The organism is Ruegeria sp. CH2 (assembly GCF_056537065.1).
Genome location: NZ_JBQFQV010000001.1, coordinates 87,909 through 114,013, shown reverse-complemented (window position 1 = coordinate 114,013; position 26,105 = coordinate 87,909). Strand labels below are relative to the sequence as shown.

General features: G+C 57.1%; 21 protein-coding genes and 1 pseudogene. 17 read left to right on the top strand and 5 right to left on the bottom strand.

Annotated elements, in window-relative coordinates; genetic code table 11:
- The first annotated feature begins 2 nt into the window (after positions 1–2).
- From ACR0M9_RS00530 to ACR0M9_RS00510, 5 genes are all read left to right on the top strand, one after another.
- Positions 3–2,420, top strand: a complete 2,418-nt coding sequence (locus ACR0M9_RS00530; protein ID WP_480772615.1) for a GcvT family protein — start codon at positions 3–5, stop codon at positions 2,418–2,420.
- Between the two features lie 31 nt (positions 2,421–2,451).
- Entirely contained in the window at positions 2,452–3,051 is a 600-nt protein-coding gene (locus ACR0M9_RS00525) for a nucleotidyltransferase family protein (protein WP_480565052.1), read from the top strand.
- Between the two features lie 749 nt (positions 3,052–3,800).
- Positions 3,801–5,237 carry a DegQ family serine endoprotease gene (locus ACR0M9_RS00520; RefSeq protein ID WP_480772614.1) on the top strand — a complete coding sequence of 479 codons (1,437 nt, stop codon included), beginning with the start codon at positions 3,801–3,803 and terminating at the stop codon, positions 5,235–5,237.
- A 181-nt stretch (positions 5,238–5,418) separates the two neighbouring features.
- The gene (locus ACR0M9_RS00515) at positions 5,419–6,099 is read left to right on the top strand and encodes a response regulator transcription factor (RefSeq protein WP_267366336.1); all 681 of its coding nucleotides are present in this window, start codon (positions 5,419–5,421) and stop codon (positions 6,097–6,099) included.
- Positions 6,092–7,462 (top strand): sensor histidine kinase, encoded by a 1,371-nt coding sequence (locus tag ACR0M9_RS00510; protein WP_480481245.1) that lies wholly within the window; start codon positions 6,092–6,094, stop codon positions 7,460–7,462. Before ACR0M9_RS00515 ends, ACR0M9_RS00510 begins: the two co-directional genes overlap by 8 nt.
- Here ACR0M9_RS00510 and ACR0M9_RS00505 read toward each other — a convergent pair.
- The 3 genes and pseudogenes from ACR0M9_RS00505 to ACR0M9_RS00495 form a co-directional block, all read right to left on the bottom strand.
- Complete coding sequence (locus tag ACR0M9_RS00505; RefSeq protein ID WP_480481247.1) at positions 7,459–7,926, bottom strand: CYTH domain-containing protein; 468 nt, start codon at positions 7,924–7,926, stop codon at positions 7,459–7,461. The genes ACR0M9_RS00510 and ACR0M9_RS00505 overlap by 4 nt on opposite strands.
- A gap of 241 nt (positions 7,927–8,167) precedes the next feature.
- A pseudogene (locus ACR0M9_RS00500) lies at positions 8,168–8,302 on the bottom strand (AAA family ATPase); the annotation flags it as partial.
- A 3-nt stretch (positions 8,303–8,305) separates the two neighbouring features.
- Positions 8,306–9,466, bottom strand: coding sequence for a CHAD domain-containing protein (locus ACR0M9_RS00495; RefSeq protein ID WP_480545634.1), 1,161 nt, complete (start codon positions 9,464–9,466; stop codon positions 8,306–8,308).
- Between the two features lie 573 nt (positions 9,467–10,039).
- Between ACR0M9_RS00495 and ACR0M9_RS00490 the strand changes: the two genes are divergently transcribed.
- Positions 10,040–10,387, top strand: a complete 348-nt coding sequence (locus ACR0M9_RS00490; protein WP_480481253.1) for a TfoX/Sxy family protein — start codon at positions 10,040–10,042, stop codon at positions 10,385–10,387.
- Between the two features lie 59 nt (positions 10,388–10,446).
- Here ACR0M9_RS00490 and ndk read toward each other — a convergent pair whose 3' ends face one another.
- Positions 10,447–10,869, bottom strand: coding sequence for a nucleoside-diphosphate kinase (ndk, locus tag ACR0M9_RS00485; protein WP_480481255.1), 423 nt, complete (start codon positions 10,867–10,869; stop codon positions 10,447–10,449).
- A gap of 115 nt (positions 10,870–10,984) precedes the next feature.
- Positions 10,985–12,187, bottom strand: a complete 1,203-nt coding sequence (locus tag ACR0M9_RS00480; RefSeq protein ID WP_480772613.1) for a multidrug effflux MFS transporter — start codon at positions 12,185–12,187, stop codon at positions 10,985–10,987.
- Between the two features lie 107 nt (positions 12,188–12,294).
- Here ACR0M9_RS00480 and ACR0M9_RS00475 point away from each other — a divergent pair, with 107 nt between their 5' ends.
- The 11 genes from ACR0M9_RS00475 to ACR0M9_RS00425 all read left to right on the top strand — a co-directional run bounded on the left by ACR0M9_RS00475 (position 12,295) and on the right by ACR0M9_RS00425 (position 26,087).
- Positions 12,295–14,145, top strand: a complete 1,851-nt coding sequence (locus tag ACR0M9_RS00475; RefSeq protein ID WP_480772612.1) for an ABC-F family ATP-binding cassette domain-containing protein — start codon at positions 12,295–12,297, stop codon at positions 14,143–14,145.
- Complete coding sequence (locus ACR0M9_RS00470; protein ID WP_480505449.1) at positions 14,142–14,534, top strand: ACT domain-containing protein; 393 nt, start codon at positions 14,142–14,144, stop codon at positions 14,532–14,534. Before ACR0M9_RS00475 ends, ACR0M9_RS00470 begins: the two co-directional genes overlap by 4 nt.
- On the top strand, positions 14,531–15,151 hold the full coding sequence (locus ACR0M9_RS00465) for a MarC family protein (protein WP_480481263.1): 621 nt from the start codon (positions 14,531–14,533) through the stop codon (positions 15,149–15,151). The genes ACR0M9_RS00470 and ACR0M9_RS00465 overlap by 4 nt, the downstream gene beginning before the upstream one ends.
- A gap of 41 nt (positions 15,152–15,192) precedes the next feature.
- Positions 15,193–15,774, top strand: coding sequence for a retropepsin-like aspartic protease family protein (locus ACR0M9_RS00460; protein WP_480772611.1), 582 nt, complete (start codon positions 15,193–15,195; stop codon positions 15,772–15,774).
- Positions 15,775–15,822: 48 nt separating this feature from the next.
- Positions 15,823–16,443, top strand: coding sequence for an ImuA family protein (locus tag ACR0M9_RS00455; protein WP_480772610.1), 621 nt, complete (start codon positions 15,823–15,825; stop codon positions 16,441–16,443).
- 62 nt (positions 16,444–16,505) lie between these two features.
- Positions 16,506–17,720 (top strand): MFS transporter, encoded by a 1,215-nt coding sequence (locus tag ACR0M9_RS00450; RefSeq protein WP_480565088.1) that lies wholly within the window; start codon positions 16,506–16,508, stop codon positions 17,718–17,720.
- Positions 17,717–18,313: a YceI family protein gene (locus ACR0M9_RS00445; protein WP_480772609.1), complete on the top strand. Its 597-nt coding sequence runs from the start codon at positions 17,717–17,719 to the stop codon at positions 18,311–18,313. Before ACR0M9_RS00450 ends, ACR0M9_RS00445 begins: the two co-directional genes overlap by 4 nt.
- Positions 18,314–18,393: 80 nt before the next feature.
- Positions 18,394–19,614 carry an MFS transporter gene (locus tag ACR0M9_RS00440; RefSeq protein WP_480485858.1) on the top strand — a complete coding sequence of 407 codons (1,221 nt, stop codon included), beginning with the start codon at positions 18,394–18,396 and terminating at the stop codon, positions 19,612–19,614.
- A gap of 206 nt (positions 19,615–19,820) precedes the next feature.
- On the top strand, positions 19,821–21,539 hold the full coding sequence (gene metG / locus ACR0M9_RS00435) for a methionine--tRNA ligase (protein WP_480772608.1): 1,719 nt from the start codon (positions 19,821–19,823) through the stop codon (positions 21,537–21,539).
- Between the two features lie 249 nt (positions 21,540–21,788).
- A complete protein-coding gene (locus ACR0M9_RS00430) occupies positions 21,789–22,946 on the top strand; it encodes an efflux RND transporter periplasmic adaptor subunit (protein ID WP_480505461.1) in 1,158 nt (385 codons plus the stop codon).
- A gap of 3 nt (positions 22,947–22,949) precedes the next feature.
- Complete coding sequence (locus tag ACR0M9_RS00425) at positions 22,950–26,087, top strand: efflux RND transporter permease subunit (protein ID WP_480772607.1); 3,138 nt, start codon at positions 22,950–22,952, stop codon at positions 26,085–26,087.
- Positions 26,088–26,105 lie beyond the last annotated feature (18 nt).

Sequence of the window (26,105 nt, the reverse complement as noted above, 5' to 3'; positions counted from 1 at the left end):
AGATGAAAAACACATGCCAGGTGGCCGTCATCGGTGGCGGCGTTGTCGGATGTTCGGTTCTTTATCACCTGACCAAGCTCGGGTGGTCGGACGTCATGTTGCTGGAACGGTCCGAACTGACCAGCGGATCGACCTGGCATGCGGCAGGCGGGTTTCACACCCTCAACGGCGACACCAACATGGCGGCGCTACAGGGATACACGATCAGGCTGTATAAAGAACTGGAACAGATCACCGGCATGTCCTGCGGCCTGCACCATGTGGGCGGTGTGACACTTGCCGACAATCAGGACCGGTTTGATATGCTGCTGGCGGAACGCGCCAAGCATCGGTTCATGGGGCTTGAGACAGAAATCGTCGGCCCGGAAGAAATCAAAAAGATCGCGCCCATTACAAATATCGACGGAATTATCGGTGCTCTTTACGATCCGCTGGATGGACATTTGGACCCCTCAGGCACCACCCATGCCTATGCCAAGGCCGCGCGAATGGGCGGTGCCACAATTGAAACCCATTGTATGGTGCGTGAAACCAACCAGCGCCCCGATGGAAGCTGGGATGTCGTCACCGACAAGGGCACAATCCATGCCGAACACATTGTTAATGCAGGCGGGCTTTGGGCACGTGAAGTTGGCGCCATGGCCGGTGTCTATTTTCCCCTGCACCCGATGGAGCATCAATATCTTGTCACCGACGCGATCCCACAGATCGAAGCAATTATCGATGCGGGTGGCGAGCATCCGCACGTCATGGATCCGGCAGGTGAAAGCTATTTAAGGCAGGAAGGGCGTGGCCTGTGCATCGGGTTCTACGAACAGCCCTGCAAGCCCTGGGCAGTAGACGGCACCCCTTGGGATTTCGGGCACGAGTTGCTGCCCGATGACTATGAAAAGATCACCGACAGTATCGAATTCGCGTATCGCCGCTTTCCTGTGCTGGCTGAGGCTGGGATAAAATCGGTGATCCATGGGCCGTTTACCTTTGCCCCTGATGGCAACCCGCTGGTCGGCCCTGTACCCGGAATGCGCAACTACTGGTCGGCCTGCGGTGTCATGGCCGGGTTCAGTCAGGGTGGCGGCGTTGGCCTGACGCTGGCGCAGTGGATGATCGAAGGCGAGCCCGAGCGCGATGTGTTTGCCATGGATGTTGCCCGCTTCGGAGACTGGATCAGCCCAGGTTACACCCGCCCCAAAGTCATCGAGAATTATCAGAAACGCTTCAGCGTCGCCTATCCGAACGAAGAACTGCCTGCCGCGCGCGCCAACCGCACAACACCAATGTATGACATCTTCAGCGAGCTGGGCGCGGTCTGGGGGCAGCAATACGGCCTTGAGGTCCCAAACTATTTTGCGCAGGAAGATGAGCCGGGGTTTGAAACGCCATCCTTCCGCCGCTCGAACGCGTTCACGGCGACAAGGCGCGAAGTGCGGGCGGTGCGTGAAGCTGTGGGTATCAACGAAGTCCACAATTTCGGCAAATACCGCATCACCGGACCCGATGCTCGGAACTGGCTGGACCGGATCATGGCTGGCCGCATTCCGAAACCCGGTCGGCTGTCTTTGACCCCGATGCTGTCGCACAAGGGCAAGCTAATCGGTGATTTCACCGTTTCCTGCCTGACTGACACCGACTTCCAGCTTACGGCGTCTTATGGCAGTCAGGCCTTCCACATGCGGTGGTTCCAGCAAAACGCTCAGGACGGCGTGAGGATTGAAAACGTCAGCGACCGGTTGAACGGCTTCCAGATTGCCGGCCCGAAGGCAACGCAGGTTCTGGCAGCCTGCACCCGAGACGACTTGGCCGATTTCAACTTCCTGAACGTGCGCCGGATGACTGTCGGCATGACCGACTGTATCGTTCAGCGTGTCAGCTATACGGGTGATCTTGGTTACGAAATCTATTGCGACCCCTTAGCGCAGCGTCAGCTTTGGTGGACGCTGTGGGAGGCCGGACAACCCCACGGCATTGTTCCGTTCGGAATGCGCGCAATGATGAGCCTGCGGCTAGACAAGTTCTTTGGCTCATGGATGCGGGAATATTCGCCAGATTACACCGCCGCAGAAACGGGGTTGGACCGGTTCATTGCTTTCAACAAAAGCACCCGTTTCATCGGCCGCGATACAGCGGAAGCAGAACGGGCCAACGGAACCACCCGCCAGCTGGCAGCCTTCGAAGTTGAAACATACGATGCAGACGTCAACGCCTATGAACCGATCTGGCTGGATGGTTCGGTTGTCGGGTTCTGTACCTCGGGCGGCTACTCTCATTTTGCGCAAAAATCCGTCGCCATGGGCTTTCTTCCGTCCGGGCGCATAGAAGATGGTCTGGAGGTTGAAATCGAGATTCTGGGGCAGATGCGCAAAGCGAAGGTTATCTCGACACCTTTGTTTGACTCAGATGGCACACGCATGAGGGGATGACAGCACACATGACTGACGGCAGTGAGGCACAATGACCGAAATCCCAATCATCCTGCTTGCCGCCGGTCAATCCAGTCGTATGGGCGGGTTGGACAAGCTTTTGCAGCAAATCGACGGCATTCCACTGCTGACCCGTACGGCGACCCTTGCGCGTGGTGTGGCGCCTGTCCTTGTCGCCCTGCCACCGCGTCCACACCCAAGATATGACGCACTTGCGGGACTGGATGTTCAGACCGTTCCGGTTCCGGACGCGGCAGAGGGAATGAACGCCAGTTTGCGCACCGCCATAGAATACCTTCCTGTAGACGCACCCGCAGTCATGGTTTTGCTGGCCGACTTACCTGACCTGACCCAGGCTGATCTGAGAACGATCTTGAATGCACGTCAATTACATCCCGACAATGTAATCTGGCGCGGAACAACCGCAGATGGAAAGCCCGGGCACCCGGTGATCTTCGATCGGACGCTTTTCAGTCAGCTCTTGGTATTGCACGGCGATCACGGCGCGCAGACGGTGGTTCGGTCACAACAGGGTGGCGTATTCCTGCAACCACTTCCCGGTCAAAACGCGGTTTTGGATTTGGATACGCCGGAAGATTGGGATGCTTGGTGTAAGAAGCGCACTTCTTGAATAAACACGGCCCGGTCGATATCGACCGGGCCGGTGCCCAATACAAGACTACCACTTTCCACAATTCCAAAAGTTTGACCAATAGGTCTTAAAGACACTCTGGTTCCCTAGCAGCTAAACCTAAACAAGACCCCCTCGTTAACACGCCGCTAAAACTTCCGGTAACTGAGTTAGCCGCCAGCGCCCCCTAGCGCTTTTGGCTTCCCCTCACTTGGGCAATTTCATCCTCACTTATCCGATCCTTAGAAACAACGTAAAATTGGAAGAATAGGTTAATTTCGCGCACCTCGATTTGGCTTTTAGGCAACATAGCCCCAGGGCTTGCTCAACCTATAGGCGATCCAAGTCCGGTGCGCATATCAACGATTCGGGATTAAGCGCAAACTTATGCACCCATTCAGCTGCCTGTCAGCAAAGTTACAGCGTCAAGTCCGATGACTCCCGGACTCGCCCACAACCATTGGAAGAGCAGCATTTTTCCCCACTGTTCAGTGAAAGCATTGTCAACAAAACAATGAAAATTCAACTTTTTTGAAAGTTTGACGTCTGTTTTGGCAACAATCCTCCGATTCGCCTTCGACCTACCCGGTTAAATCAGCGAATCCTGATCAACGTCCTTCGCCACAAAACACCCGCTTTGTGGCAAAATTAAGATTTATTAATTGATCAGTCAGGAAACCCCAATCCTGCCAGTGCATCTCATGTCTCAACGCGCAACGGAAATTGCGTGATCAAACCAGGAGACAGAAATGAGCATCCGAAAATCTTCGCTTTTACTTCCCCGCACATCCAACTGGATGGGGGTCAGCGCATTGGGCGCAGCCATGCTGGCCACAACCGCTTTACCTTCGATGGCGGATGAGGCGCTTGCCGATCTTGTCGAATCCGTTTCCCCTTCGGTTGTAACCATCATTGCCGAACAAAAGGCCGCCTCAAGCCCCGCACAGGGGCAGAATTTTGATTTCGACGGTCATCCGTTTGGGGAATTCTTCAAGCGCTTTGGTGGGCCTGAAGGGTTCAACATGCCTCAACGCGGGCCGGCACAAGGGCTCGGGTCAGGGTTTGTACTGGATGAAGCCGGTTATATCGTCACCAATCACCATGTGGTGGACAATGCAGCGACTGTAACCGTTCGCCTAAGTGATGACCGGACATTTGAGGCCGAGGTGGTTGGCACCGACCCGCTGACCGACATCGCGGTGTTGAAGATTGATGCAGGCCCGGGCCTGCAAGCTGTCGAACTGGGTGACAGCGACGCAATCCGCGTTGGCGAAGATGTCGTTGCGATCGGCAACCCGTTTGGTTTGAGCTCGACAGTCACTACCGGCATTGTATCGGCGAAAGGTCGCAATATCTCGGACGGGCCTTATGCCGAGTTCATTCAAACGGACGCCGCCATCAACAAGGGCAACTCTGGTGGCCCGCTTTTCAACATGGCCGGCGAAGTGATTGGTGTAAACTCGGCCATATATTCCCCCAGTGGCGGATCTGTCGGGCTGGGATTTGCCGTAACCTCGAACATCGTTGAACATATTGCAGCCGATCTGCAGGATGATGGGCAGGTCAGCCGTGGTTGGCTGGGTGTTTCGATCCAGAATATCAGCCCGCAGCTTGCTGCGGCGCTGGGAATTGATGCCTCCTCGGGTGCACTGGTGGCAGATGTTGTCGCCGACAGCCCCGCAGACGGAGTTCTGGAACAAGGCGATGTTATCCTGTCCTTCAACGGCGAAGCCGTAGACTCCAGTGGTGACCTGCCCATTCTGGTGGGCACAACCAAGGTCGGCACCGCCAGTAATTTGACCATTCTGCGCGATGGCAAACAGGAAACGGTCACTTTGACCGTTGGCCAGCATCAGGTAGCGGCGGCCCAGTCCGACACCCCTGTCGAATCCGAGGCGGCAGGCACGTCGCTTGGTGTCACCGTGGCCCCCCTGACCGAAACGGTGCGGGCCGAGGCAGGTATCGCTAAAGCCGTCGAAGGTGTGGTCGTCACAGACCTGCAACCGGACAGCCCTGCGGCTCGGGCGGGTCTGCAACGTGGTGACGTGATCGTCAAACTGGGCAACCAAGACACGTTCACACCCGAAGCGCTGAAGGCGGCACTGGACAGCGAAAAGACGGACCCGGCACTGGTATTGATCAATCGGGCCGGCAGCCAGATCTTCGTTGCCGTCGAATTGGTCTGACCAACACTATGCGCGCGTCGCTTGATGGGGAGATCCGGCGCGCGCCTCACCCGGCGGACCTGAGTTGTCCGCTGTCCGTCGGGCTTGCCGGGTGCGTGCCCAGCACCCGGCAAGATATTCTGCATTCCATGGGCTTTGTTTGGATAATGTGTTTAAATCCCAAGGGAAAAGGAGCCAGATCATGAGCCGCCGTCTGTTGATCGTCGAAGATGACGCTGACACCAGGGATTTCATTGCCAAAGGGTTTGGCGAAGAAGGCTATGTTGTCGAAACGGCTGCTGATGGCCGCGAGGGATTGTACCACGCAACGGATGGCGGGTTTGACGCCATTGTGCTGGACAGGATGCTTCCCGGTCTGGACGGGCTGTCCCTGATCAAATCCCTGCGTGCAGCAGGGCTGAAAACACCGGTCTTGATGTTGACGGCCATGAGTGCAGTGGACGAGCGCGTCAAAGGATTGCGATCAGGCGCCGACGATTATCTGGTCAAGCCCTTCTCGTTTCAGGAACTTCATGCACGGATCGAAGCCCTGTTGCGACGTCCGCAGGAATCCGAGGAAACGCCGACTCTGACCTGCAAGGATCTTGAAATGGATCTTCTGACCCGCAAGGTTACGCGGGACGGCCATGAGATCACGCTCACGCCCCGTGAATTCCAGATCCTTGAATTCTTTCTGCGCCGCAAGAACCGTGTCGTGTCGCGTACCATGCTGCTTGAGGGCGTCTGGGATTATCATTTCGACCCGAACACCAACGTTGTGGATGTTCACATCTCAAAGCTGCGCCGCCAGTTGGATGAAGGCGGAGACACACCTTTGATTGAAACTGTTCGCGGAGCAGGTTACATGATGTCCGATGGATAACCTTCGGCTTTCCCTTAATAATTCACGAACAAGACTTGTCGCCACCAGCATGGTGCTAAGCACGTTCCTGACCGCGTCCGTGCTGGCATTGGTCTATGTGACGGCCAACAGAAGCATCGAATCCGAGACCCGATCAGTCGTGTCCGCCGAACTGACCGGGCTTGCAGATGAATATGAACGGCGCGGGCTGATCGGGCTGATCACAGCGATCGAACGCCGTCTTCCAAGCGCACCCGACCGAGACGCGCTGTATCTTCTGGCGGATCGGCAAGGCGTCAAGCTTGTGGGTAACCTGAAAACCTGGCCGGTCAATGTGACCGCCGGAAGCGGTTGGGTCGACCTTGAGTTGCGCAGGGCTGACAATGACCAACTGGTGCCTATCTCGGCGGCATCGATCCGCCTGCCCGGTGGCGAACGCCTTTTGGTGGGACGGGATGCGGCGGCCCGTCAACAATTCGACCGAGTGTTGTTCCGATCTCTGGCACTGGCGCTAGGGATAGCATTTGTTCTGAGCGTGATCACCGGCTGGCTATTCACACGCCTGGTGTTTTCACGCCTGTCGGACATTGCAAGCACAGCCGAAAACATCGTTTCCGGCGATCTTTCCAAAAGGATGCCCCTGCGCGGAACCGGAGATGAATTTGATCAGGTCTCTGGAACGCTGAACAACATGCTCGACAGGACCGAAGAGCTGGTCAGTAATCTGCGCACCACCTCAAACTCTATCGCACATGATTTGCGCTCTCCTTTGTCCCGTCTTCGTCAACGGGTCGAATCCCTTTCCGAGCCCGGCAAAAGCGATCTGGACCGCGAAATCGACATTGCGCGGGCAACGGGAGAAATCGACCATGTTTTGCGGGTCTTGGGACAGCTTACCGAAATTTCGCGGGCCGAGGCTGGTCTGGGTCGCGAACAATTCGAAGACATTGATTTGCAGCAACTGGTTGGCGATGTCGTAGAGCTTTACGATCCGGTGGCCGCGGATCAGGACATCCGTCTTGAGGTTATAGGCTCTGCCCCCGCAATTCAGGGGCACCGGCCCCTCCTCTCGCAGGCTCTTTCCAATCTGCTGGAAAACGCTATGCGCTACGCACCGGCAAATACCACAATCACGATCTCAATCGGTACCGAGGACGGATTTGCCCAATTGCAGGTTCGGGACCGTGGTCCGGGTGTTCCGCCCGGAGAGTTGGATCGCCTTCAGCTTCCGTTCGTCACGCTTGATCCGGCGCGCACGGAACGCAATGCGGGATTGGGGCTCGCGCTGGTTGCCGCGATTTCTCATATGCATGGCGGGACATTCGCAGCCCGAAACTGCAACCCAGGTTTGGAAACCACGATCAATCTGGCAATTCAGAGTTAACCCGGCAGTCCGTTTACCGCCAATATCATGTTTTTATAACGTTTATCCTCGGTGACATCCGCACCGAACCAATCCGGTGGGACATAGGCATTTGCGGCTTCACTGGTATGGAATTCAACTTCAACCAAACACAGGGGTTCCAGGCCGCCTGAGAAAACATCCAGCTCGAACTGGTGGCCGTCCGGCATTTGATCCGTGTAACGTACCTTCTCGACCCGGCGTCCTCGAGTTTCCGGCCAGAAGGTTTCAAACTGGTCCCGGGTTATCTCTGTCTCACGCTCAACACGTACAAGATCACCGCCTCCTTTTAAGGTCAGGAAAAACACATCGTTCTTTTGCCGCAGACGCAATTCGGTCGAGTCCTCCGGCGCGGTGAGGTACCCCTGACGCACCACTGCTTTTTCTGCACGGCTCAAGTCCGGTAAATTTGCCACCAGAAACTTGCGCTCTATTTCTGTGCTCATCGGAGCGCCCCCACTCAATCTTCCAGCTTATCAAACAGCACCCGATATGCCGTACCAGCCGCGCCGCGATCTGCGTAAGTATTGGCAAAGGCCCGATGCTGCGCCATTGAAAAGAACGCCCGCAGCTTATCTGATGCATATTGTGTTTGTCGAAAATGCTAACCGGTTGACCAAATAACCGCTCGGTCAAGGTTGTGCGACTGACGGGAACAACGATCTCATCGGCGGCTCGAAAACAGACCCCAGACGCACCCCCAGAATCGCGATTGCACAGCAAAACCTGCCGACCGGTTTGCACACAGACATAGGCAAGGTTCACGGAAGTCTCGGTTTGTCCAACACCGCCCTTATTGCAGTAAAAGGCAATGATTTTCATTCCTTACTCCTTTTTGTGGTGAAACAGACTGCGGAACATGTGCCGGATTTCTTGCCCGTCAAACTGATGGAAACTTGCGACAACGCGCTTTCTTTCCGTCTTTTGGTGTTGATCAAGCACAGCGATTAGGCCGCCCACGGACAAACCGATCTGCGCGTCCACGCGGCCTTGCGTATCGGCGCGAGACGCAACAAAGGTCATCAACGCATCTTGCTGAACAGAATAGTCGTTGAACAAACCAAGACTATCCTGAAGTTTTTTCAATGGCTTAAGGATCATTTTCAAACCATTCCAATCGAATAATGGGGCAAACAATTCCATCAGATATCTTAGTTTTTTGCATTCGATACGAAGGTCATGCACCGTCCTGTCTGGTTTATCGTCGCTTATGCCGCGCGCCAGTTTGCACACCTTGCGATAGCGCTTCCAGATCAGCGCGCAGGCATAGTCATACGCACCGAGATGCGCGTTTGGCCCAAGGTCCAAGTGATCTGAACCTGCGAACATTGCGGTCAGGTCGGTCATGGACGTCGTGTAGTCGGCGCTGCGCAACCAGCGTGACAGGCGCAGTTGCTCTTGTGTACGATCCGTTTGAAACTGATCAAACATCTCGGACAGTCCTGAGTGAAGGTTCGGCGGGATAAGATTGAAATACTTGTCTTTTTCCAGAAGGTAGACATCCAAATCACGCAGAGGTCCGGTACGGGTCATGAGGTCGGAAAAGACCCGCTTCAGCTCGGCCGTCTGGGCCTCGGACAACACACCCTTGAACAGGCTGATCACTGACCTGATCTTGCGCAACGATACCCGGTAATCGTGCAAAAACTCAGTGTCGATATCAGCGATCACGCCCTCTTCGTTTTGCCGCGCAACTCGCAGATATGTTTGAATGATTTTTGCAGCGACTTCGATGGAAGGTTCTGCTTGACCAATCTTCAATTCAGGCTTGGCCTGATAGGGAACCATGTCTGGAACCAGGCTGGAATAGAGCGTTTCAATATCATGAACACCGCCCGTAATGCTGGCGAGAGCAGAGCAGACCAACTGATAAGCCTTCTTGTACCCACGCAACTGCTGAATTCGTACAATGGTCGCCTGCCCTGATTGCGTTGACATGTACGTTAAAGTTCCCCTGACTTGAATCTTTTGCTGATCATCAAGCACGGTAATGGTCTTTGCCTTGATCTCCCCAACACCGATCTGCGTCAGCGCCCGCAGTTCAGGAAAGTCGCTCAGCGCCTTCTGAACCGGCCCTTCTGGCAAGTCCCGCGCAAACCGCAGATGCCCCGAGTATTGCTGAGACAAAGGGCCGTGATCCTTCCGCAGCAGGTGCAACATCCCGCCAGTATGGATTAAAGCACGACCGGAGGCGCGCAATGACTGATCGTGACAATCGAGCAATGCGAAAGCTGCGACGGAGCTATCGGGTGAAGCTTTTCGGGAAAACCCGGCAATGGCATGTGCCAGAGCCGTTTCGTCAATCTTCGCTGGGAAAATGAACTGATCGCCTGACGATCTGGTCATGATAGGCCTTTCCAGTTCAAATTCAGAAACCCCTTTACAGGTTTCTCAACGGTCATTTGCGCGCCCGCCCCTTTGTTTAGTGGGCTGCCCCAACGCCATTCTGGGTTTTCTTGTTCAGTCTCGGCGGAACCCGAAAGGACATCAAGGCATTATGACTGCGACCGAGTGTATTCACGGGGTGACAGGCCCCGGGCGCCGAAGTAAGACACCGCTATGAGCGAACCAGTATCTTCAATCCGAAACCTTGGCCCCGCCTTTGAACAGGCCTGCGCCCGCGCTGGTATTCATTCGGCTGAGGCGCTGCGTGAACTGGGGCCGGACGAAGCCTATGCTCGCCTGTTGCGCGCCGGCACCAGGGCGCATTTCATCGGATATTACGTTCTGGTGATGGGATTGCAGGGCCGGCCGTGGAACGACTGCAAGGGTGACGAGAAAAAAGCCCTGCGCGAAAGGTTCGACACAATCAAAGCCGGTAACGGGGCGGCTCCGGAAAACCAGATGATTGCAGATCTGGACGCCATCGGGGTTCGTGTTGCACCAAAGGACCTAAAGCAGGTCTGAACGATTAAGGCCGCACCCAACCAAGGATGCGGCCCCAATCTGTCGGCAATGGCTGTGGCTTAGCCGACCAGCTCAATGCCCGAGAAGAAATATGAGATTTCAACCGCTGCGGTTTCCGGAGCGTCCGAACCGTGGACCGAGTTTTCACCGACCGATTCCGCGAATTCGGCGCGAATGGTGCCGGGTGCTGCGTCTGCAGGGTTGGTTGCGCCCATGACTTCACGGTTCTTTGCAATGGCACCTTCGCCTTCCAGAACCTGAACAACAACCGGAGCCGACGACATGAATTCGCACAGTTCGTCATAGAACGGACGTTCGGCATGAACGTCATAGAACTTGCCAGCCTGAGCTTTGGTCATGTGAATGCGCTTTTGCGCCACAATGCGCAGGCCAGCTTCTTCGAACTTGGCGTTGATCTTGCCGGTCAGGTTGCGGCGGGTTGCATCGGGTTTGATGATCGAGAATGTGCGTTCCAGTGCCATGTCGGCCTCTCCTTATAATGTGACGCGGGACCCGCGCCGAAATCCATCGCGCGCCGGGTATCACGGACTTTGGCCCATGAAAAGTGTAATGATGCCTTGCCCGTGGCTTTGCAATTCAGATTGTGTCCGGCAAAGGGTCGACGCGGTCCAGTCGACGGACGTAAAGCACCGCCAGTAAGCCAGCAAAGCTACACGCCCACATCATGCCCAGTACCAGATACGGCCCATTTTCGGGGCTAACGAACGCGCCGGTCATTGAGGTCAGAACAGCGCCCAAAGCCACGATCATTGCCCCCGACAGCCCTGCCGCGCTTCCTGCCAGTCCGGGGCGTACTGACATGACGCCAGCCGCGGCATTGGCATTGGTCAAACCGTTGCCAAAGCCGACACAGATTGCCGAGCCGAAGAAGACCCAGACCGATCCCAGATCAGCGAGGAACAGCAACAATCCACAAAACGGCCCGGTCGAGGCCACGATCCGCCCTGACAAGATCATTGTCGTCAGGCGCGTCCGGGCCGCAATCTGACCGGTGACAAAATTGCCAACCATGAACCCGCCGGTGATGATGCCAATCCCCAGCCCCAGCATTGCAGGGCTCAGGTCGAACCACGCTGCAGCAACCAGCGGCGCACCGGTGATAAAGCTGTAGAACCCTCCAATCGAAAACGCTGCGCATAAGGCATAGCCCCAGAACCTGCGGGCACGGAACAGATGGGGATACTCGCGCAGTTGGGCACCAAATGTGGACGAGCGGTTGGTGTTGGTCTCGCCCATGTCGAACCAAAGCAGCACCAGCAACCCTGCCCCAAGCAACGAGTACAGGACAAACCCCGAGCGCCAACCGAAAAGCATATCCAGCGCCCCACCCAACATCGGCCCAAGCATCGGGGCCAAAGCCATGGCCATCGCGACGTAACCGAGTTTGCTTGCCGCCTCATTCGGTGCGTAACGGTCTCTGATCGACGCGCTGGACAGGACCGAGCCCGCGACAACAGCAGCCTGAAGCAGACGGAAGCCAAGAAAAACCCAGATCGATTCAGCCAATGTGCATCCGATCGACGCAAGGACAAATATTGATATACAAATCAAAAGGATAGGTCTGCGACCAAAGCGATCCGATAAAGGGCCCATAATCAGTTGTAATACTGCCGAAACCGCCAGATACCCCGCGACCGACAGGTTCATCAGACCGTAATCCACAGCGAAATCTTCACTCATATGTGCCAGCGACGGCAGAAACATGTTGAGCGTCAGTACAGACAGCGCCGTAGCAAAGATCAACGTGATCAGGGATGGAGGCGTCCGGGCCGCGCGCATGTGGAAAACCGTTTCAAAAAGCAAACGAGACAGCGCTAACACATTGCTTGACGCTTGAAAATGCCAAGCCGCTGGCGGCGGCATCACACCTCTGCTAAGAGCGCTCCATGTTACGGATCGAAGACATCACCTATGCCGTTGAAGGCCGCCCATTGTTTGATGGCGCCAGCGCAACCATACCAGGCGGTCACAAGGTTGGCCTTGTGGGCCGAAATGGCACGGGAAAGACCACGCTTTTTCGCCTGATCCGCGGGGAACTGGCGCTGGAATCGGGCAATATTTCGGTCCCCAAGCGCGCCCGCATTGGCGGGGTCGCGCAAGAGGTCCCCTCGTCCAATGTTTCGCTGATCGACACTGTTCTGGCCGCTGATACCGAGCGCAACGCCCTGATGGCCGAGGCTGGCAACGCAACGGATCCCACGCGAATTGCCGAAATCCAGACGCGGCTGGCCGATATCGACGCCTGGTCGGCCGAGGCCCGCGCGGCCTCGATCCTCAAGGGGTTGGGGTTTGACGACGCAGACCAGTTGCGCCCCTGCTCGGATTTCTCGGGCGGTTGGCGGATGCGCGTGGCCTTGGCGGCGGTTTTGTTCTCGCAACCGGATTTGTTGCTGTTGGACGAACCGACCAACTATCTGGACCTCGAAGGCGCGCTGTGGCTGGAAAGCTATCTGGCGAAATATCCCCACACGGTCATTATCATCAGCCATGACCGGGGCCTGTTGAACCGTGCCGTAGGGTCGATCCTGCATCTGGAGGATCGCAAACTCACCTATTACGCTGTGCCTTACGACAAGTTCGCGGAACGGCGGGCGGAACGTCTAGCGCAGGCGGAATCCGAGAATGCAAAGGCAAAGGCCCGCATCGCTCATTTGCAGAGCTTCGTGGATCGGTTTCGCTATAAGGCATCCAAGGCCGTTCAGGCCCAATCGCGCCTGAAAATGATCGAACGCATCCAGTTGGTCTCAACCCCGCAAGAGGCCGCGCTGCGTGCGTTTTCCTTCCCCGAACCCGAGGAACTGTCGCCGCCCATCATCCAGATCGAAGGTGGTGTCACCGGCTATGGCGAGATCGAAGTACTGCGCCGCCTGAATCTGCGCATTGATCAGGATGACCGCATCGCGCTGCTGGGTAAGAACGGTCAGGGCAAATCTACCCTGTCCAAACTGTTGTCAGACCGCCTGCCCCTCATGGCGGGTAAGATGGCCCGCAGCAACAAGCTGCGCATCGGGTATTTCGCTCAGCATCAGGTGGACGAGCTTTATGTGAACGAAACGCCACTGGACCACCTGCGCCGCCTGCGCCCGGACGAGGCGCCTGGCAAGTGGCGCTCGCGTTTGGCGGGGTTCGGCCTGAACGCAGCTCAGGCGGAAACCGAGGTTGGCCGCCTGTCGGGTGGGCAAAAAGCACGCCTGTCGCTGCTGCTGGCCACCATCGACGCACCGCATATGCTGATCCTCGATGAACCGACGAACCATCTGGATATCGAAAGCCGTGAGGCGCTGGTCGAAGCACTGACCGCCTATTCCGGCGCTGTCGTGCTGGTCAGCCACGACATGCACCTTCTGTCGCTTGTTGCCGATCGGTTGTGGCTGGTCTCGGACGGTACGGTCAAATCTTATGACGGTGACCTTGAATCCTACCGGGCCCTTTTGCTGGCGCGTGACAAGCCGGTGAAAGAAAAGCCGCAAACAGAGAAGCCCAAACGTACCTCGCGCGATACCATGCTGGCACTGCGGGCGGACCTGCGCAAATGCGAGGACCGGGTCGAGAAACTGACAGAGATGCACGACAAGCTCGCGGCAAAACTGGCCGACCCGGCTTTATACGAGGACGACAAGATCAACGATCTGGAAACCTGGAACCGCAAATTCGCCGAGGTGGTCGAGGCCATGCAAAAAGCAGAAGCGCTTTGGATCGCCGCTGCCGAGCGACTGGAACAGGCAGAAACGGTATGAGCGATCCCGTTGTTGAAACCAAAGCGATGATCGCGGGAATGCACCCCGAAATTCAACCCGACGAATTCGCATTTGTGGTCTGGCCCGAAGATATGGACTGGCCCGACGGGACACGCGCCAGTTATGTCGAGGCCGAAGGTCTGTCTTTAATCGTTCCGTTCCATTGCGCACCAAAAGAGGCGGTTGCTATGCGTTGTATCACGCTTCAAGTGCACTCCTCGCTCGAAGGCGTGGGTCTGACCGCTGCGGTCTCAGAGGTGTTGGCACAGGCCGGAATTCCGGCGAACATGGTTGCGGGCTATCACCACGATCATGTTTATGTTCCCTCCGGACGGGCCGAAGACGCCCTAAAAATTTTGAAACATCTGCAACAGAGTAGCAAAGAGTGATTGACACCGCATTTCTGATCACTGCGTTCACAACGCTTTTCGTGGTTCTTGATCCACCGGCGCAAACGCCGATTTTTGTGGCCCTGACCCAGAACATGGATTGGCACACGCGCCGCTCTGTCGCGATACGCGCATGCCTGACGGCAGGCGGCATTCTGGCCATGTTCGCGGCCTTTGGCGAAGCGTTGCTGGGTTTTGTCGGCATCTCGATGGAGGCGTTTCGCGTTGCGGGAGGTGTTCTTCTGTTTCTGACCGCGCTCGACATGCTGTTTGAACGCCGGACCAAACGTCGTGAAAACAGTGCCGAAGAAGAAGAACATCCGGACCCGTCGGTGTTTCCGCTGGGCATCCCACTGATTGCAGGACCCGGTGCGATTGCCACCATGATCCTGCTGGCCGGTCAACATCCCGGCATTCAGGGTCTGGCGGTTGTCATCGGCGTTATGCTGGTCGTTCTGGCAATGGTTTTTGTGATGTATCTTACATCCGGGGCCGTGGCACGGCTTTTGGGGAAAACCGGGCTGAACGTGTTGACCCGGCTTCTTGGGATGCTGCTGGCTGCATTATCTGTTCAGTTTATTCTTGATGGCCTCAAGGCCTTTGGATTCGCATCTTAAGCCCCCATATTAACAAGGTTAAGGGGATTTCCGGGAACCGCATGGACAGTTTCGATATTGGACGCCTGATCTATCTGGCCCTGCTGGGGGCGGCGCTGCTGATGTGGTTTGTCACGCATAATCGGCAGTCGCTTGGCAAGACGTTTCAGCAGGTCATGGCATGGGTGTTCATTTTTGTCGGGGTCATTGCACTGGTCGGTCTGTGGGAGGATATTCGTTCCTCGGTCGCTCCCGCGCCGCAGATGAGTGTCACCGGTAACTCGGTTGAGGTTCCCCGCGCTTATGATGGCCATTATTACCTTCCGGTTCTGGTGAATGGTGAGCTGATCACCTTTCTTGTCGACACCGGTGCCAGCCAGATCGTGTTGAACGCGCGGGATGCCAAACGGGCAGGCATTGATCCCGATCAGCTGAACTATTTCGGGCGCGCCTTGACTGCAAACGGTGAGGTGCGTACTGCGCCGGTGCGGCTTGAGACCCTGACGGTAGGACCCATTACGGATCAGAATGTTTCGGCCTGGGTCAACGAGGGCGAACTGGATAAGTCTCTTTTGGGGATGGAGTACCTGCACCGTTTTTCAAGCATCCAGTTTGCGGATGGCAAGCTGATCCTGTCCCGTTAATGCCTCTCACCTCTTGAGAACAAAAGTGGAACATGATAACTTGTGGGCATGTCTGCTCAGCTTCTTGGCCACAAACCTGCGCGTCAGGTACCGGGGGTAAATCTCCATTCCCAGATCACCCTGCAACCGGGTCGCGTGCACGAGGCTTGCGGCCCCGCCCGGCGCAGCTTTGCCATCTGGCTGGCCGGTCAGACACAGGGCCCCGTGCTGTGGATTTCCCCCGCGTGGGAGCCCGCCCAACTGAACCCCGACGGAATTATGGCCTTTGCTGATCCGGCACGTTTTCTGTTCGTTCACCCCACCCGTGCCGAAGATCTTCTATGGTGTATTGAAGAGGCGCTGCGCAGCGGGGCCATCCCGCTGATCATAGGCGACCTGCCCGGCGCGCCGGGGCTGACGCCGGTGCGGCGGATGCATCTGGCCGCAGAACAAGGCGGTACGATGGGCCAAGCCCCGCTTGGCTTGCTGCTGACGCCCGGTGATGGCGGCGCACAAGGGGTTGAGACACGCTGGCACATGGCCGCCGCCCATCAGGGAGATACCAGACACTGGACCCTGACCCGCCGCCGCGCCCGCGCCCTGCCCCCGGTCAGCTGGCAGGCCACTCAGACTGCTGCCCGCACCGGTCTGCACCTGAAACGCATTGAAACAGAGGACATTCTGACGTGAAGCCGCAAGGATCACGCAAGATGTGACTCGCCAAACTCCGGATCGCACCCTAGCGTCGCCGCATGAGCCATCCGATCCATGACAGCCGCTATTCCTGGATTCGCCTTCTGATCACGCTCGCCATCGCAACTGTGGCGAATGTAGGGATGTGGGCGGTCATCGTGGTCATGCCTACTGTCGAAGCAGAATTCGGCGCCAGTCGCGCCGAAGCCTCGATGCCATATACGCTTACGATGATCGGATTTGCGCTGGGCAATATGTGGCTAGGACAACTGGTGGACCGGCTGGGCGTGACACGCGCCCTGATCGGCGCCGCTGTATTAAGCGCCTTCAGCTATCTATTGGCAACGCTGGCCCCGAATATAACACTACTATCTGCGGCGCATCTGCTGGTCGGGCTGGGAACATCGATCGGGTTTGGCCCCTTGATCGCCGATATCTCGCACTGGTTCATGAAGCGGCGTGGGTTCGCCGTCGCATTGGTGGCCAGCGGAAACTATATCTCTGGCGCAATCTGGCCCACCCTGCTGTCCGGCATTCTGTTACGGGATGGCTGGCAACAGGTCTACCTGACATTGGCGCTATTGACGCTGCTGATTGTCATCCCCCTGTCCTTGCTGTTGCGTCGTCAGGTCCCGGTCGAAGCACACAGCACAGCCGCGGCCACAGCCCAGATCAACGCGCGCACTGTCGGCGTTTCACCACGCGTGTTACAGTACATCCTTGGCCTGGCTGGTATTGGATGCTGCGTAGCGATGTCCATGCCACAGGTCCATATCGTGTCGTATTGCGTCGGGCTGGGATACGGCCCCGCAGTGGGGGCCGAAATGCTATCGCTGATGCTGCTAGGTGGCGTCGCCAGCCGTATTCTCTCGGGCCTGTTGGCCGACCGTCTGGGCGGCGTCATGACGCTCTTGATCGGCTCAGTCTTGCAGTGCATCGCCCTGTTCCTGTTCCTGCCATATGACGGGATGGTCTCACTTTATGTGATCAGCTTGCTGTTCGGTCTGGCGCAGGGTGGCATCGTGCCCAGCTACGCTTTGGTTGTCCGTGAATACATGCCGCCGCAGGACGCCGGGGCGCGGGTCGGATTCGTCTTGATGATGACCATCCTTGGCATGGCGCTTGGCGGCTGGATGTCAGGCTGGATTTACGATGTCACCGGAAGTTACCACCTGGCCTTCGTCAACGGAATTCTTTGGAACGGTTTGAACATTGCCATCGTTCTGATGTTGATCAAAAGATCCCGCCCCAGACGGGACACGGTCATGGCGTGACACACCTGACCCGCCGCTTGGTGCTTGCAGGGATGGTGGCTCTGCCTTTGGCCCGTGCGGTGCAAGCCGCGTTGCAGCCATACATTTTGTCAACGAAAGCCACCGTGGTTGGTTTTACCTTTGATCTGTCAGGTATCCCTCAGACCGGATCAATGCCGATCCGGCAGGCGAACGTACAGATTGACATGCACCGCCTGCAAAACAGCCGGGTCACGGTGGTGCTGGATGTCAACAAGGCCAGAACACGCTTGCCCTTTGCCCGCATGCCGATGCTCGGCCCCGGTGTTTTGGGCGCCGAAACCTACCCGACAATTCAATTCGTATCGACTGACATTCAATTGGGGGCCGATGGGCGCATATCGAATGGTGCTCGTGTCACGGGGGAACTGAGTATCCGAGATGTGACGCACCCCATAACTTTGGATGCCAACCTATACCGCCAGCCCGGAACAGCCGCGAACGACCTCAACCGCCTGTCCATAGGTTTGACCGGGACATTGAACCGGCACGATTTCGGTGCCTCGGGTTATCCCGATCTGGTAGGACAAAACGTCGGACTGGACATACGTGCCGAGATCATTCGTGCAACCTAATCGACAAAAAGCAAAAAACGACTGGATAAAGTCGAATAGTTGCGCGCATTGTCCGGTGACGCCGCCTATCTGAGAAAACCATGCGCACGATCATTTCATTTGCCGCCCTGTTTCTTTCGGTCATTCTGCTTCAGCTTTCAACGGGCGGCGTCGGGCCACTTGATGCCATTTCCGGGATCACCTTAAGCTTTTCGACCGAACAGATCGGTATGCTGGGTTCAGCGCATTTCCTTGGCTTTTTCATAGGTTGCTGGTGGGCGCCGCGACTGATGGGCAGTGTCGGGCATTCCCGCGCATTTGCCGTATGCACAGCGCTGGGCGCGATGGGGTTGATCGGGCACACCCTGACAGACAATCCTTATGTATGGGCGGCGTTGCGCATCGCCTCGGGCACATGTGTGGCAGGTAGTTACACTGTCATCGAAGCGTGGCTGAATGCAAAAGTGACCAATGAGACACGTGGACGAGCCATGGGCACCTATCGCATCGTCGATATGGGTGCCTCGCTGAGTGCTCAGTTGATCATCGCCGTCCTGCCACCCGCCTCGTATGTTTCCTATAACCTCTTGGCGATCCTTTGCTGCGCCTCATTGCTGCCGCTGACACTGACACGCGCAAGTCAGCCGAAGACGCCCGACGCCCCCCGCCTGCGCCCGAAACTGGCATGGCACAGTTCGCCGTTGGCCGTCGCGGGCGTCATTGTTTCGGCACTCAGTTCAGCATCTTTCCGAATGGTCGGGCCCGTCTACGGTCAGGAAGTCGGGTTGGGAGTGGATCAAATCGCCTTCTTCCTCGCCTCTTTCGTTCTGGGCGGGGCGCTGGCGCAGTATCCGATGGGATGGCTCGCGGACAAATACGACCGGCGCTGGGTCTTGATCTGGCTTTCGGTCGCGGCGGTACTAAGCTGCGGGGTCACAATGGCGGCAAGCGACACGGGAACCGTCGGTGTCATGCTTGCAGCGGCGCTTTTTGGGTTCACGACATTCCCAATCTTTTCGGTGTCATCCGCACATGCCAACGATTTTGCGACAACCGAACAAAGGGTCGAGTTGTCTGCCGCCTTGATGTTCTGGTACGCGCTGGGGGCTATTGCGTCACCCTATATCACGTCAACACTGATCCAGGATTTCGGCCCCAGCGCGCTGTTTGCATTTGTTGCGGTCGGCCACGTATTCCTGATCGGTTTCGGCCTGGCCCGGATGCGGTCGCGTCCAACACCCGCGGAGAGAACCAATTACGTCTACGCACCGCGTACATCCTTTACGGTCGGAAGGTTGCTGAAACGCGCCCGCGAGGAATGAAAAGCGGACCCGCAGCCCTGCATTGCGCAGAGTCTGCGTATTGGCTGACCACAATCTGACCGGTTTACAACGGCCATCGGCGGCTGGGTCGCCCTATCAGGCGCGCGTTACAAATCAGAGTTATTCCAGTCACCTACGAAACCGGGCTTTTGCTGAGCGGTGACTTAGGTTAGACGAACGCGCAGTTAGATATGCGGAAACGGAATATGGCTCGGATTCTCATCACCTCGGCGATCCCTTACATCAATGGGATCAAGCATCTCGGCAATCTGATCGGCTCGCAACTGCCTGCCGACTTGTATGCACGCTACCAGCGTGGCCGGGGGAACGAGGTCATGTTCCTGTGTGCCACCGACGAACACGGCACCCCGGCCGAACTGGCCGCTGCCAAAGCTGGAAAGCCGGTGGCCGAGTATTGCGCGGACATGTACGAAATTCAGGCCGACATCGCCAAGCGTTTTGGGATGAGCTTTGACCACTTTGGCCGCTCATCCAGCGATCAGAACAAAAAGCTGACCCAACATTTCGCCGGAAAACTGGATGCGGCCGGGTTGATCCGTGAGGTCACGGAAAAGCAAATCTATTCCAACGCGGATGGTCGCTTTCTTCCCGACCGCTATATCGAGGGCACCTGCCCCAATTGCGGGTATGAGAACGCACGTGGCGACCAGTGTGAAAACTGCACCAAGCAGTTGGATCCGACCGACCTGATTGAACCGCGCTCGGCCATTTCGGGCTCGACCGATCTGGAAGTGCGTGAGACCAAGCACCTCTATCTGCGCCAGTCGGGAATGAAGGATCAGCTGGATGCCTGGATCGACAGCAAAACTGACTGGCCGATCCTGACCACATCCATTGCCAAGAAATGGCTGCATGATGGCGACGGGCTGCAAGACCGGGGGATCACCCGCGATCTGGACTGGGGCGTTCCGGTCAAGAAAGGCGATCAGGACTGGCCCGGTATGGAAGGAAAGGTCTTCTATGTCTGGTTCGATGCGCCGATTGAATACATCGCCTGTGCCAAGGAATGGGCGGATTCGACCGGGAAACCCGATTCCGAGTGGGAACGCTGGTGGCGCACCGATAAGGGTGCGGACGATGTGCGATATGTCCAGTTCATGGGCAAGGACAACGTGCCATTTCACACGCTTTCTTTCCCCGCCACTATTCTGGGGTCGGGCGAGCCGTGGAAAATGGTCGACCACCTGAAATCCTTCAACTACCTGAATTACGACGGCGGCCAGTTCTCGACCTCGCAGGGGCGTGGCGTCTTTATGGATCAGGCGCTCGAGATTCTGCCAGCCGACTACTGGCGGTGGTGGCTGCTGAGCCATGCGCCAGAAAGCAGCGACAGCGAGTTCACGTGGGAGAACTTCCAACAATCCGTGAACAAGGATCTGGCCGATGTTCTGGGCAACTTCGTCAGCCGCATCACCAAGTTCTGCCGCTCGAAATTTGGTGAGGTGGTGCCCGAAGGCGGTGAGTTTGGCGAGCGTGAGAACGCTCTGATTAATGAACTTACCAAACGCGTCCGCGCTTATGAGGCGCATATGGAAGCAATGGACGTCCGCAAGTCGGCTCAGGAACTGCGTGCCATCTGGGTGGCTGGCAACGAATACCTGCAAGCAGCGGCACCGTGGTCAACCTTCAAGGAAGACCCCGAAGGGGCCGCTGCGCAGGTGCGTCTGGGCCTGAACCTGATCCGGTTCTATGCCGTGCTCAGCGCGCCGTTCATCCCTGATACCTCGGCCAAGATGCTAAGCGCCATGAACACGCTTGATACCAGCTGGCCCGAGGACGTGGCCGCAGCGTTGAACGCGCTACCCGCGGGTCACGACTTTACCGTGCCAGACGTTCTGTTTGCCAAGGTCACAGACGAACAGCGCGAAGAATGGCAGGCAAAATTCGCCGGCAAACGCGGCTGACCACCCTGACATTCGTCAAATCAAATGGGGGCCGTCGGCCCCTGTTTTCGTTTAGCACCTCGGAACAGGCCGACACCTAAACCAGCTTAGTTGCTGAAATTTTTGGCGTCATCGCAAACCACAGCGGGATTCATCGCGCTTGAGAAATCGTGGCAAACAAGCCATCCTGCAAACAAGTTTTGTCGACTCGCGCGATTGTGACCGCCGGGATGGACACCAATTGTTTCTGAAATGCACGAGGCTTTCGCCATGTCCCAAGTTTTCCCTTTTCCAACTCAGGCCCGCAATCCAATTGCCACCGCACTATTGCTGATTTCCCTGGGACTGGCCCAACCTGCAACTGCACAGGACGAAGGAGCAGCACCGAAAGTTACGATTGCGGCCGCCTACACCGAAGAAATCACCGACGAGGCTTCCTTCATAGGGCGCGCTCAGGCGATCAATAAGGTCGATATCGTGGCCCGCGTGAATGGTTTTCTCAACAGCCGGAATGTCGAGGATGGGGCTACGGTCAAGGAAGGAGACCTGTTGTTCACCATCGAACCGGACCTTTACGAGGCGACATTGGAGGCCCGAAAAGCCGATCTGAACCGGGCCGAGGCAAATCTTGAGTTGGCCAAGGTGGACCTGGCGCGTAAGGAAGAGCTTTACAAGCGCGACGCGACACCTGAATCCGAACGCGACATCGCGCGGGCCAACGAACTGGTCGCCGAGGCTCAGGTCAAGGCCGCAAATGCAGCGATCCAGCAGGCCGAACTGGACCTCAGCTATACACAGATCCACGCGCCTTTTGATGGACGTATAGGCAGCATCACCACCAGTGTCGGTGATGTGGTCGGCCCGACCAACCCGCCGCTGGTGAACATTGTTAGCGAGACGCCAATCTATGTGAATTTCTCGCTCAACGAAAAACTCTTTACTTCGGTTCTTCAGACCGTTGGCGCAAATTCCGCTTCTCTTGCGGACAGCCCGCAAAGCCCCAATGTGCATATCACGCTGCCAAATGGAACCAAGCTGGATGAAACGGGCAGGATCGTATTTGTTGACAATCGTATCGACCCGTTGACCGGCGCGATCACAATGCGCGCCCAGTTCGAAAATGCCGACCGTTTGATCCTGGACGGTGCATTCGTGAATGTGCAGATCGAAGCGCTGCAACCAACCCTGCAAGTTCTGGTGCCGCAAGCTGCGCTGCAACGCGACCAGCGCGGTGACTTTGTGCTTGTAGTAAACGACAAACAGATGGTGGAGCAGCGATACATCACCACAGGCAACACGGAAGGTACCGCCATCATCGTTACCGAAGGTTTGCGTGAAGGCGAAAGCGTGATTGTCGAGGGCCTGCAACGGGTCCGCCCCGGCGTGGCTGTTGACGCGGTCGTCGCCTCTGAACAGCCGGGAGAGTAATCGATGTTCTCAGCCCTGTTCATCAGCCGGCCGAAGCTGGCGTTAGTCATTTCGCTTGTGCTGACCATCATGGGTGGCATCGGCTATCTGGTGCTGCCGGTCGCGCAGTTCCCCGACATTACTCCGCCCGTGGTCAACGTATCCACCAAATACACCGGCGCAAATGCGGAAACAGTGGAAAACACCGTTGCCGCTCCGATCGAGGCGCAGGTCAACGGCGTGGACGACATGATCTACATGACGTCCAGATCGTCTGACAACGGGTCCTATTCGCTGGATGTGACCTTTGAGGTCGGCACCGATCCCGACATCGCATCGGTCAACGTTCAAAACCGGGTGGCGCAGGCCATGTCGTCGCTGCCCGCCGAAGTGACATCTTCGGGCGTTGTCACACAAAAATCGTCGACCAATATGCTGATGCTGGTCACGCTGACCTCGCCCAATGGCACCTATGACAGCGTGTTTCTTTCCAACTATGCCTCGATCAACCTGCGCGATGCGTTGGCGCGTGTGCAAGGCGTGGGTAAGGCTGATGTTCTGACCAACCTTGAATACGCCATGCGGGTCTGGATGGACCCTGACAAGATGGCCGCCCTGTCCATCACACCAGGTGATGTGATCAACGCGATCCGCGAACAGAATATCGAAGTGTCTGCAGGCTCGATCGGTGCACCGCCTGTGCCCGAAGGGCAGACCTTTCAATACACGATCAAATCCAAAGGTCGACTGACGTCAGCCGAAGAATTTGGCGACATCGTGATCCGTACCGGAGATGCCGGCGCAATTGTCCGCGTAAGGGACATCGCCCGGGTTGAGCTTGGCGCACAGTTCTACTCGGCGTCCGGTTATTTTCAGTCCGTGCCGGCCACCGTGATCGGCATCTATCAGGCCCCCGGCGCAAACGCCCTCGCCGTTTCAGAGCGCGTGCAGGCGGAACTGGAGCGGCTGTCCCGCGCATTCCCGTCGGATGTCGAATATGATGTCCCCTTCAACACGACCGACTTTGTCGAAGCCTCGTTGAATGACGTTGTTTCCACACTGATCCTGACCTTCACACTTGTGATCTCGGTCGTTTTTGTGTTCCTCGGCAGTTGGCGCGCCACGATCATTCCGGCGGTTGCCATCCCGGTCTCACTGATTGGCACGTTTGCTTTCTTGCTGGCCTTCGGCATGTCGTTGAACACGATCTCGCTGTTCGCACTGGTGCTGGCTATCGGTATTGTGGTCGATGACGCCATCGTCGTTGTTGAAAACGTCGAGCGCATCATCGCTGATGAGGGGCTGCCCCCGGCAGAAGCCACCCGTAAGGCAATGGGGCAGATCACAGGCCCGGTCATCGCGACCACGCTGGTTCTGTTGGCGGTTTTCGTGCCGGTGACATTCATGCCGGGCATCTCAGGGCGGTTGTACTCTCAGTTCGCTGTCACGATCTCGACCGCTGTTGTGATCTCGTCCATCAACGCGCTGACACTGTCACCTGCCCTGTGCGGGCTGGTCCTTAAGGCCCGCTCAGGGCCGCCCAAAGGGCTACTTGCGCTGTTCGAAAACTTCATTGGTGGCGTTCGCAACGGCTATGTCGCTATTGTGCGCAAACTGCTTGTCTTTCCAGCTATCGCGCTGGCCATCGTGGTTGGTCTCGGCATGGGAACAGGGGCAATCATGTCGAACACCTCAGCCGGGTTTATCCCGCTGGAAGACAATGGTTATCTCTTTGTTGACGTGCAACTGCCTGACGCCGCGACGCTGGAACGGACCGAGGCCGTGACAAAGCGCCTCGATGACCAGATACGCGAGATCCCGGGTGTGTCCAGCACCGTTCTGATCAATGGCTTTTCATTGCTGAACGGCACAATCACCAACGGCGCTGCGATCTTCGTGAACCTCGACAACTGGGCCGAACGGCAGGAGGAGGACCTGAGCGCCAAGGCCATTCTGGCCAAGGTGCTGGCCATCGCGAATAACGAAACCGCAGCCTCGACCGTTGCCTTCAACCCGCCACCAATTCAGGGTCTTGGCATGTCTGCCGGGGTTGAGATGGAGGTGCAGCAAACCGGAGGCGGCTCGCCGCAGGATCTGGCTTCGGCTGTGGGGTCGTTTGTCTATTCGGCCAACCAGCGCCCCGAGATCGGGCAGGCCTATACGACATTCCGCGCCAACGTTCCGCAGCTGTTCGTGGATCTGGACCGCGAGAAAGCCAAAACACTGGACGTCTCGGTGGCTGAGATTTTCCAGACCATGCAGGCCCAGCTGGGGTCGTATTATGTCAACGACTTCAACCTGTTTGGTCGCGTCTATCGCGTAATGATCCAGGCGGAAGGCAGCTATCGCGACAATGTCGATGACATTGCCAGCCTCTATGTGCGCTCTCAGAAGGGCGACATGGTGCCACTGGGCACCCTGATCGACGTAGAAAACGTGTTGGGGCCGGTTCTGCTGAAACGGCATAACCTGTTCCGGTCGGCAACGGTTACGGCGGTGCCTGCACCGGGCCTTTCCAGCGGCGATGCGATCACCGCGATGACAGAGGTCTCTGCTTCAGCCCTGCCGCCGGGATACTCGTTCGAATGGACGGGGACGGCACAACAACAGTTGGCGTCAGGCAGCCTGGTGATCATTATTCTGGGGCTGGCCATCCTATTCGGTTACCTGTTCCTTGTGGGACAGTATGAAAGCTGGACTATGCCGGTCTCGATCCTGCTGTCAGTGGTCGTGGCCCTGTTCGGGGCGGTGGCCGCGGTTGCCATCGTTGGCAGTGATATTAACCTTTATACACAGATCGGTATGATCATGCTGGTGGGTCTGGCTTCGAAGAACGGCATTCTGATCGTCGAGTTTGCAATGGAACAGCGCGCCAAGGGTCTTTCGATCAAGGAAGCTGCCGTCGAGGCCGCTCATCAGCGGTTCCGCGCTGTTATGATGACTGCCCTGTCTTTCCTGCTGGGCGTCGTACCGCTGCTGGCCGCCAATGGTGCAGGTGCGGCCAGCCAGAAAGCCATCGGTGTCGCCGTGTTCGGTGGCATGTTGGCCGCGACGCTGGTTGGCGTGATCGTGGTGCCTGTCCTCTACGCCCTGATGCAAAGCATGCGTGAGTGGCTGAAAGGCAGCAAAAACGATCCCGGCCCTTCAGAAGAAGCGGCCTGATCCGATCAAAGCCCCGCC

Bases quoted from the DNA above. Each gene is read 5' to 3' on its own strand.
- ACR0M9_RS00440 (WP_480485858.1), top strand. From the start codon at position 18,394: ATGCGCACGATCATTTCATTTGCCGCCCTGTTTCTTTCGGTCATTCTG.
- ACR0M9_RS00520 (WP_480772614.1), top strand. From the start codon at position 3,801: ATGAGCATCCGAAAATCTTCGCTTTTACTTCCCCGCACATCCAACTGG.
- ACR0M9_RS00530 (WP_480772615.1), top strand. From the start codon at position 3: ATGAAAAACACATGCCAGGTGGCCGTCATCGGTGGCGGCGTTGTCGGA.
- ACR0M9_RS00430 (WP_480505461.1), top strand. From the start codon at position 21,789: ATGTCCCAAGTTTTCCCTTTTCCAACTCAGGCCCGCAATCCAATTGCC.
- ACR0M9_RS00490 (WP_480481253.1), top strand. From the start codon at position 10,040: ATGAGCGAACCAGTATCTTCAATCCGAAACCTTGGCCCCGCCTTTGAA.
- ACR0M9_RS00480 (WP_480772613.1), bottom strand. From the start codon at position 12,187: ATGCGCGCGGCCCGGACGCCTCCATCCCTGATCACGTTGATCTTTGCT.
- ACR0M9_RS00425 (WP_480772607.1), top strand. From the start codon at position 22,950: ATGTTCTCAGCCCTGTTCATCAGCCGGCCGAAGCTGGCGTTAGTCATT.
- ACR0M9_RS00505 (WP_480481247.1), bottom strand. From the start codon at position 7,926: ATGAGCACAGAAATAGAGCGCAAGTTTCTGGTGGCAAATTTACCGGAC.
- ACR0M9_RS00475 (WP_480772612.1), top strand. From the start codon at position 12,295: ATGTTACGGATCGAAGACATCACCTATGCCGTTGAAGGCCGCCCATTG.
- ACR0M9_RS00450 (WP_480565088.1), top strand. From the start codon at position 16,506: ATGAGCCATCCGATCCATGACAGCCGCTATTCCTGGATTCGCCTTCTG.
- ACR0M9_RS00525 (WP_480565052.1), top strand. From the start codon at position 2,452: ATGACCGAAATCCCAATCATCCTGCTTGCCGCCGGTCAATCCAGTCGT.
- metG (WP_480772608.1), top strand. From the start codon at position 19,821: ATGGCTCGGATTCTCATCACCTCGGCGATCCCTTACATCAATGGGATC.
- ACR0M9_RS00510 (WP_480481245.1), top strand. From the start codon at position 6,092: ATGGATAACCTTCGGCTTTCCCTTAATAATTCACGAACAAGACTTGTC.
- ACR0M9_RS00470 (WP_480505449.1), top strand. From the start codon at position 14,142: ATGAGCGATCCCGTTGTTGAAACCAAAGCGATGATCGCGGGAATGCAC.
- ACR0M9_RS00515 (WP_267366336.1), top strand. From the start codon at position 5,419: ATGAGCCGCCGTCTGTTGATCGTCGAAGATGACGCTGACACCAGGGAT.
- ndk (WP_480481255.1), bottom strand. From the start codon at position 10,869: ATGGCACTGGAACGCACATTCTCGATCATCAAACCCGATGCAACCCGC.
- ACR0M9_RS00455 (WP_480772610.1), top strand. From the start codon at position 15,823: ATGTCTGCTCAGCTTCTTGGCCACAAACCTGCGCGTCAGGTACCGGGG.
- ACR0M9_RS00460 (WP_480772611.1), top strand. From the start codon at position 15,193: ATGGACAGTTTCGATATTGGACGCCTGATCTATCTGGCCCTGCTGGGG.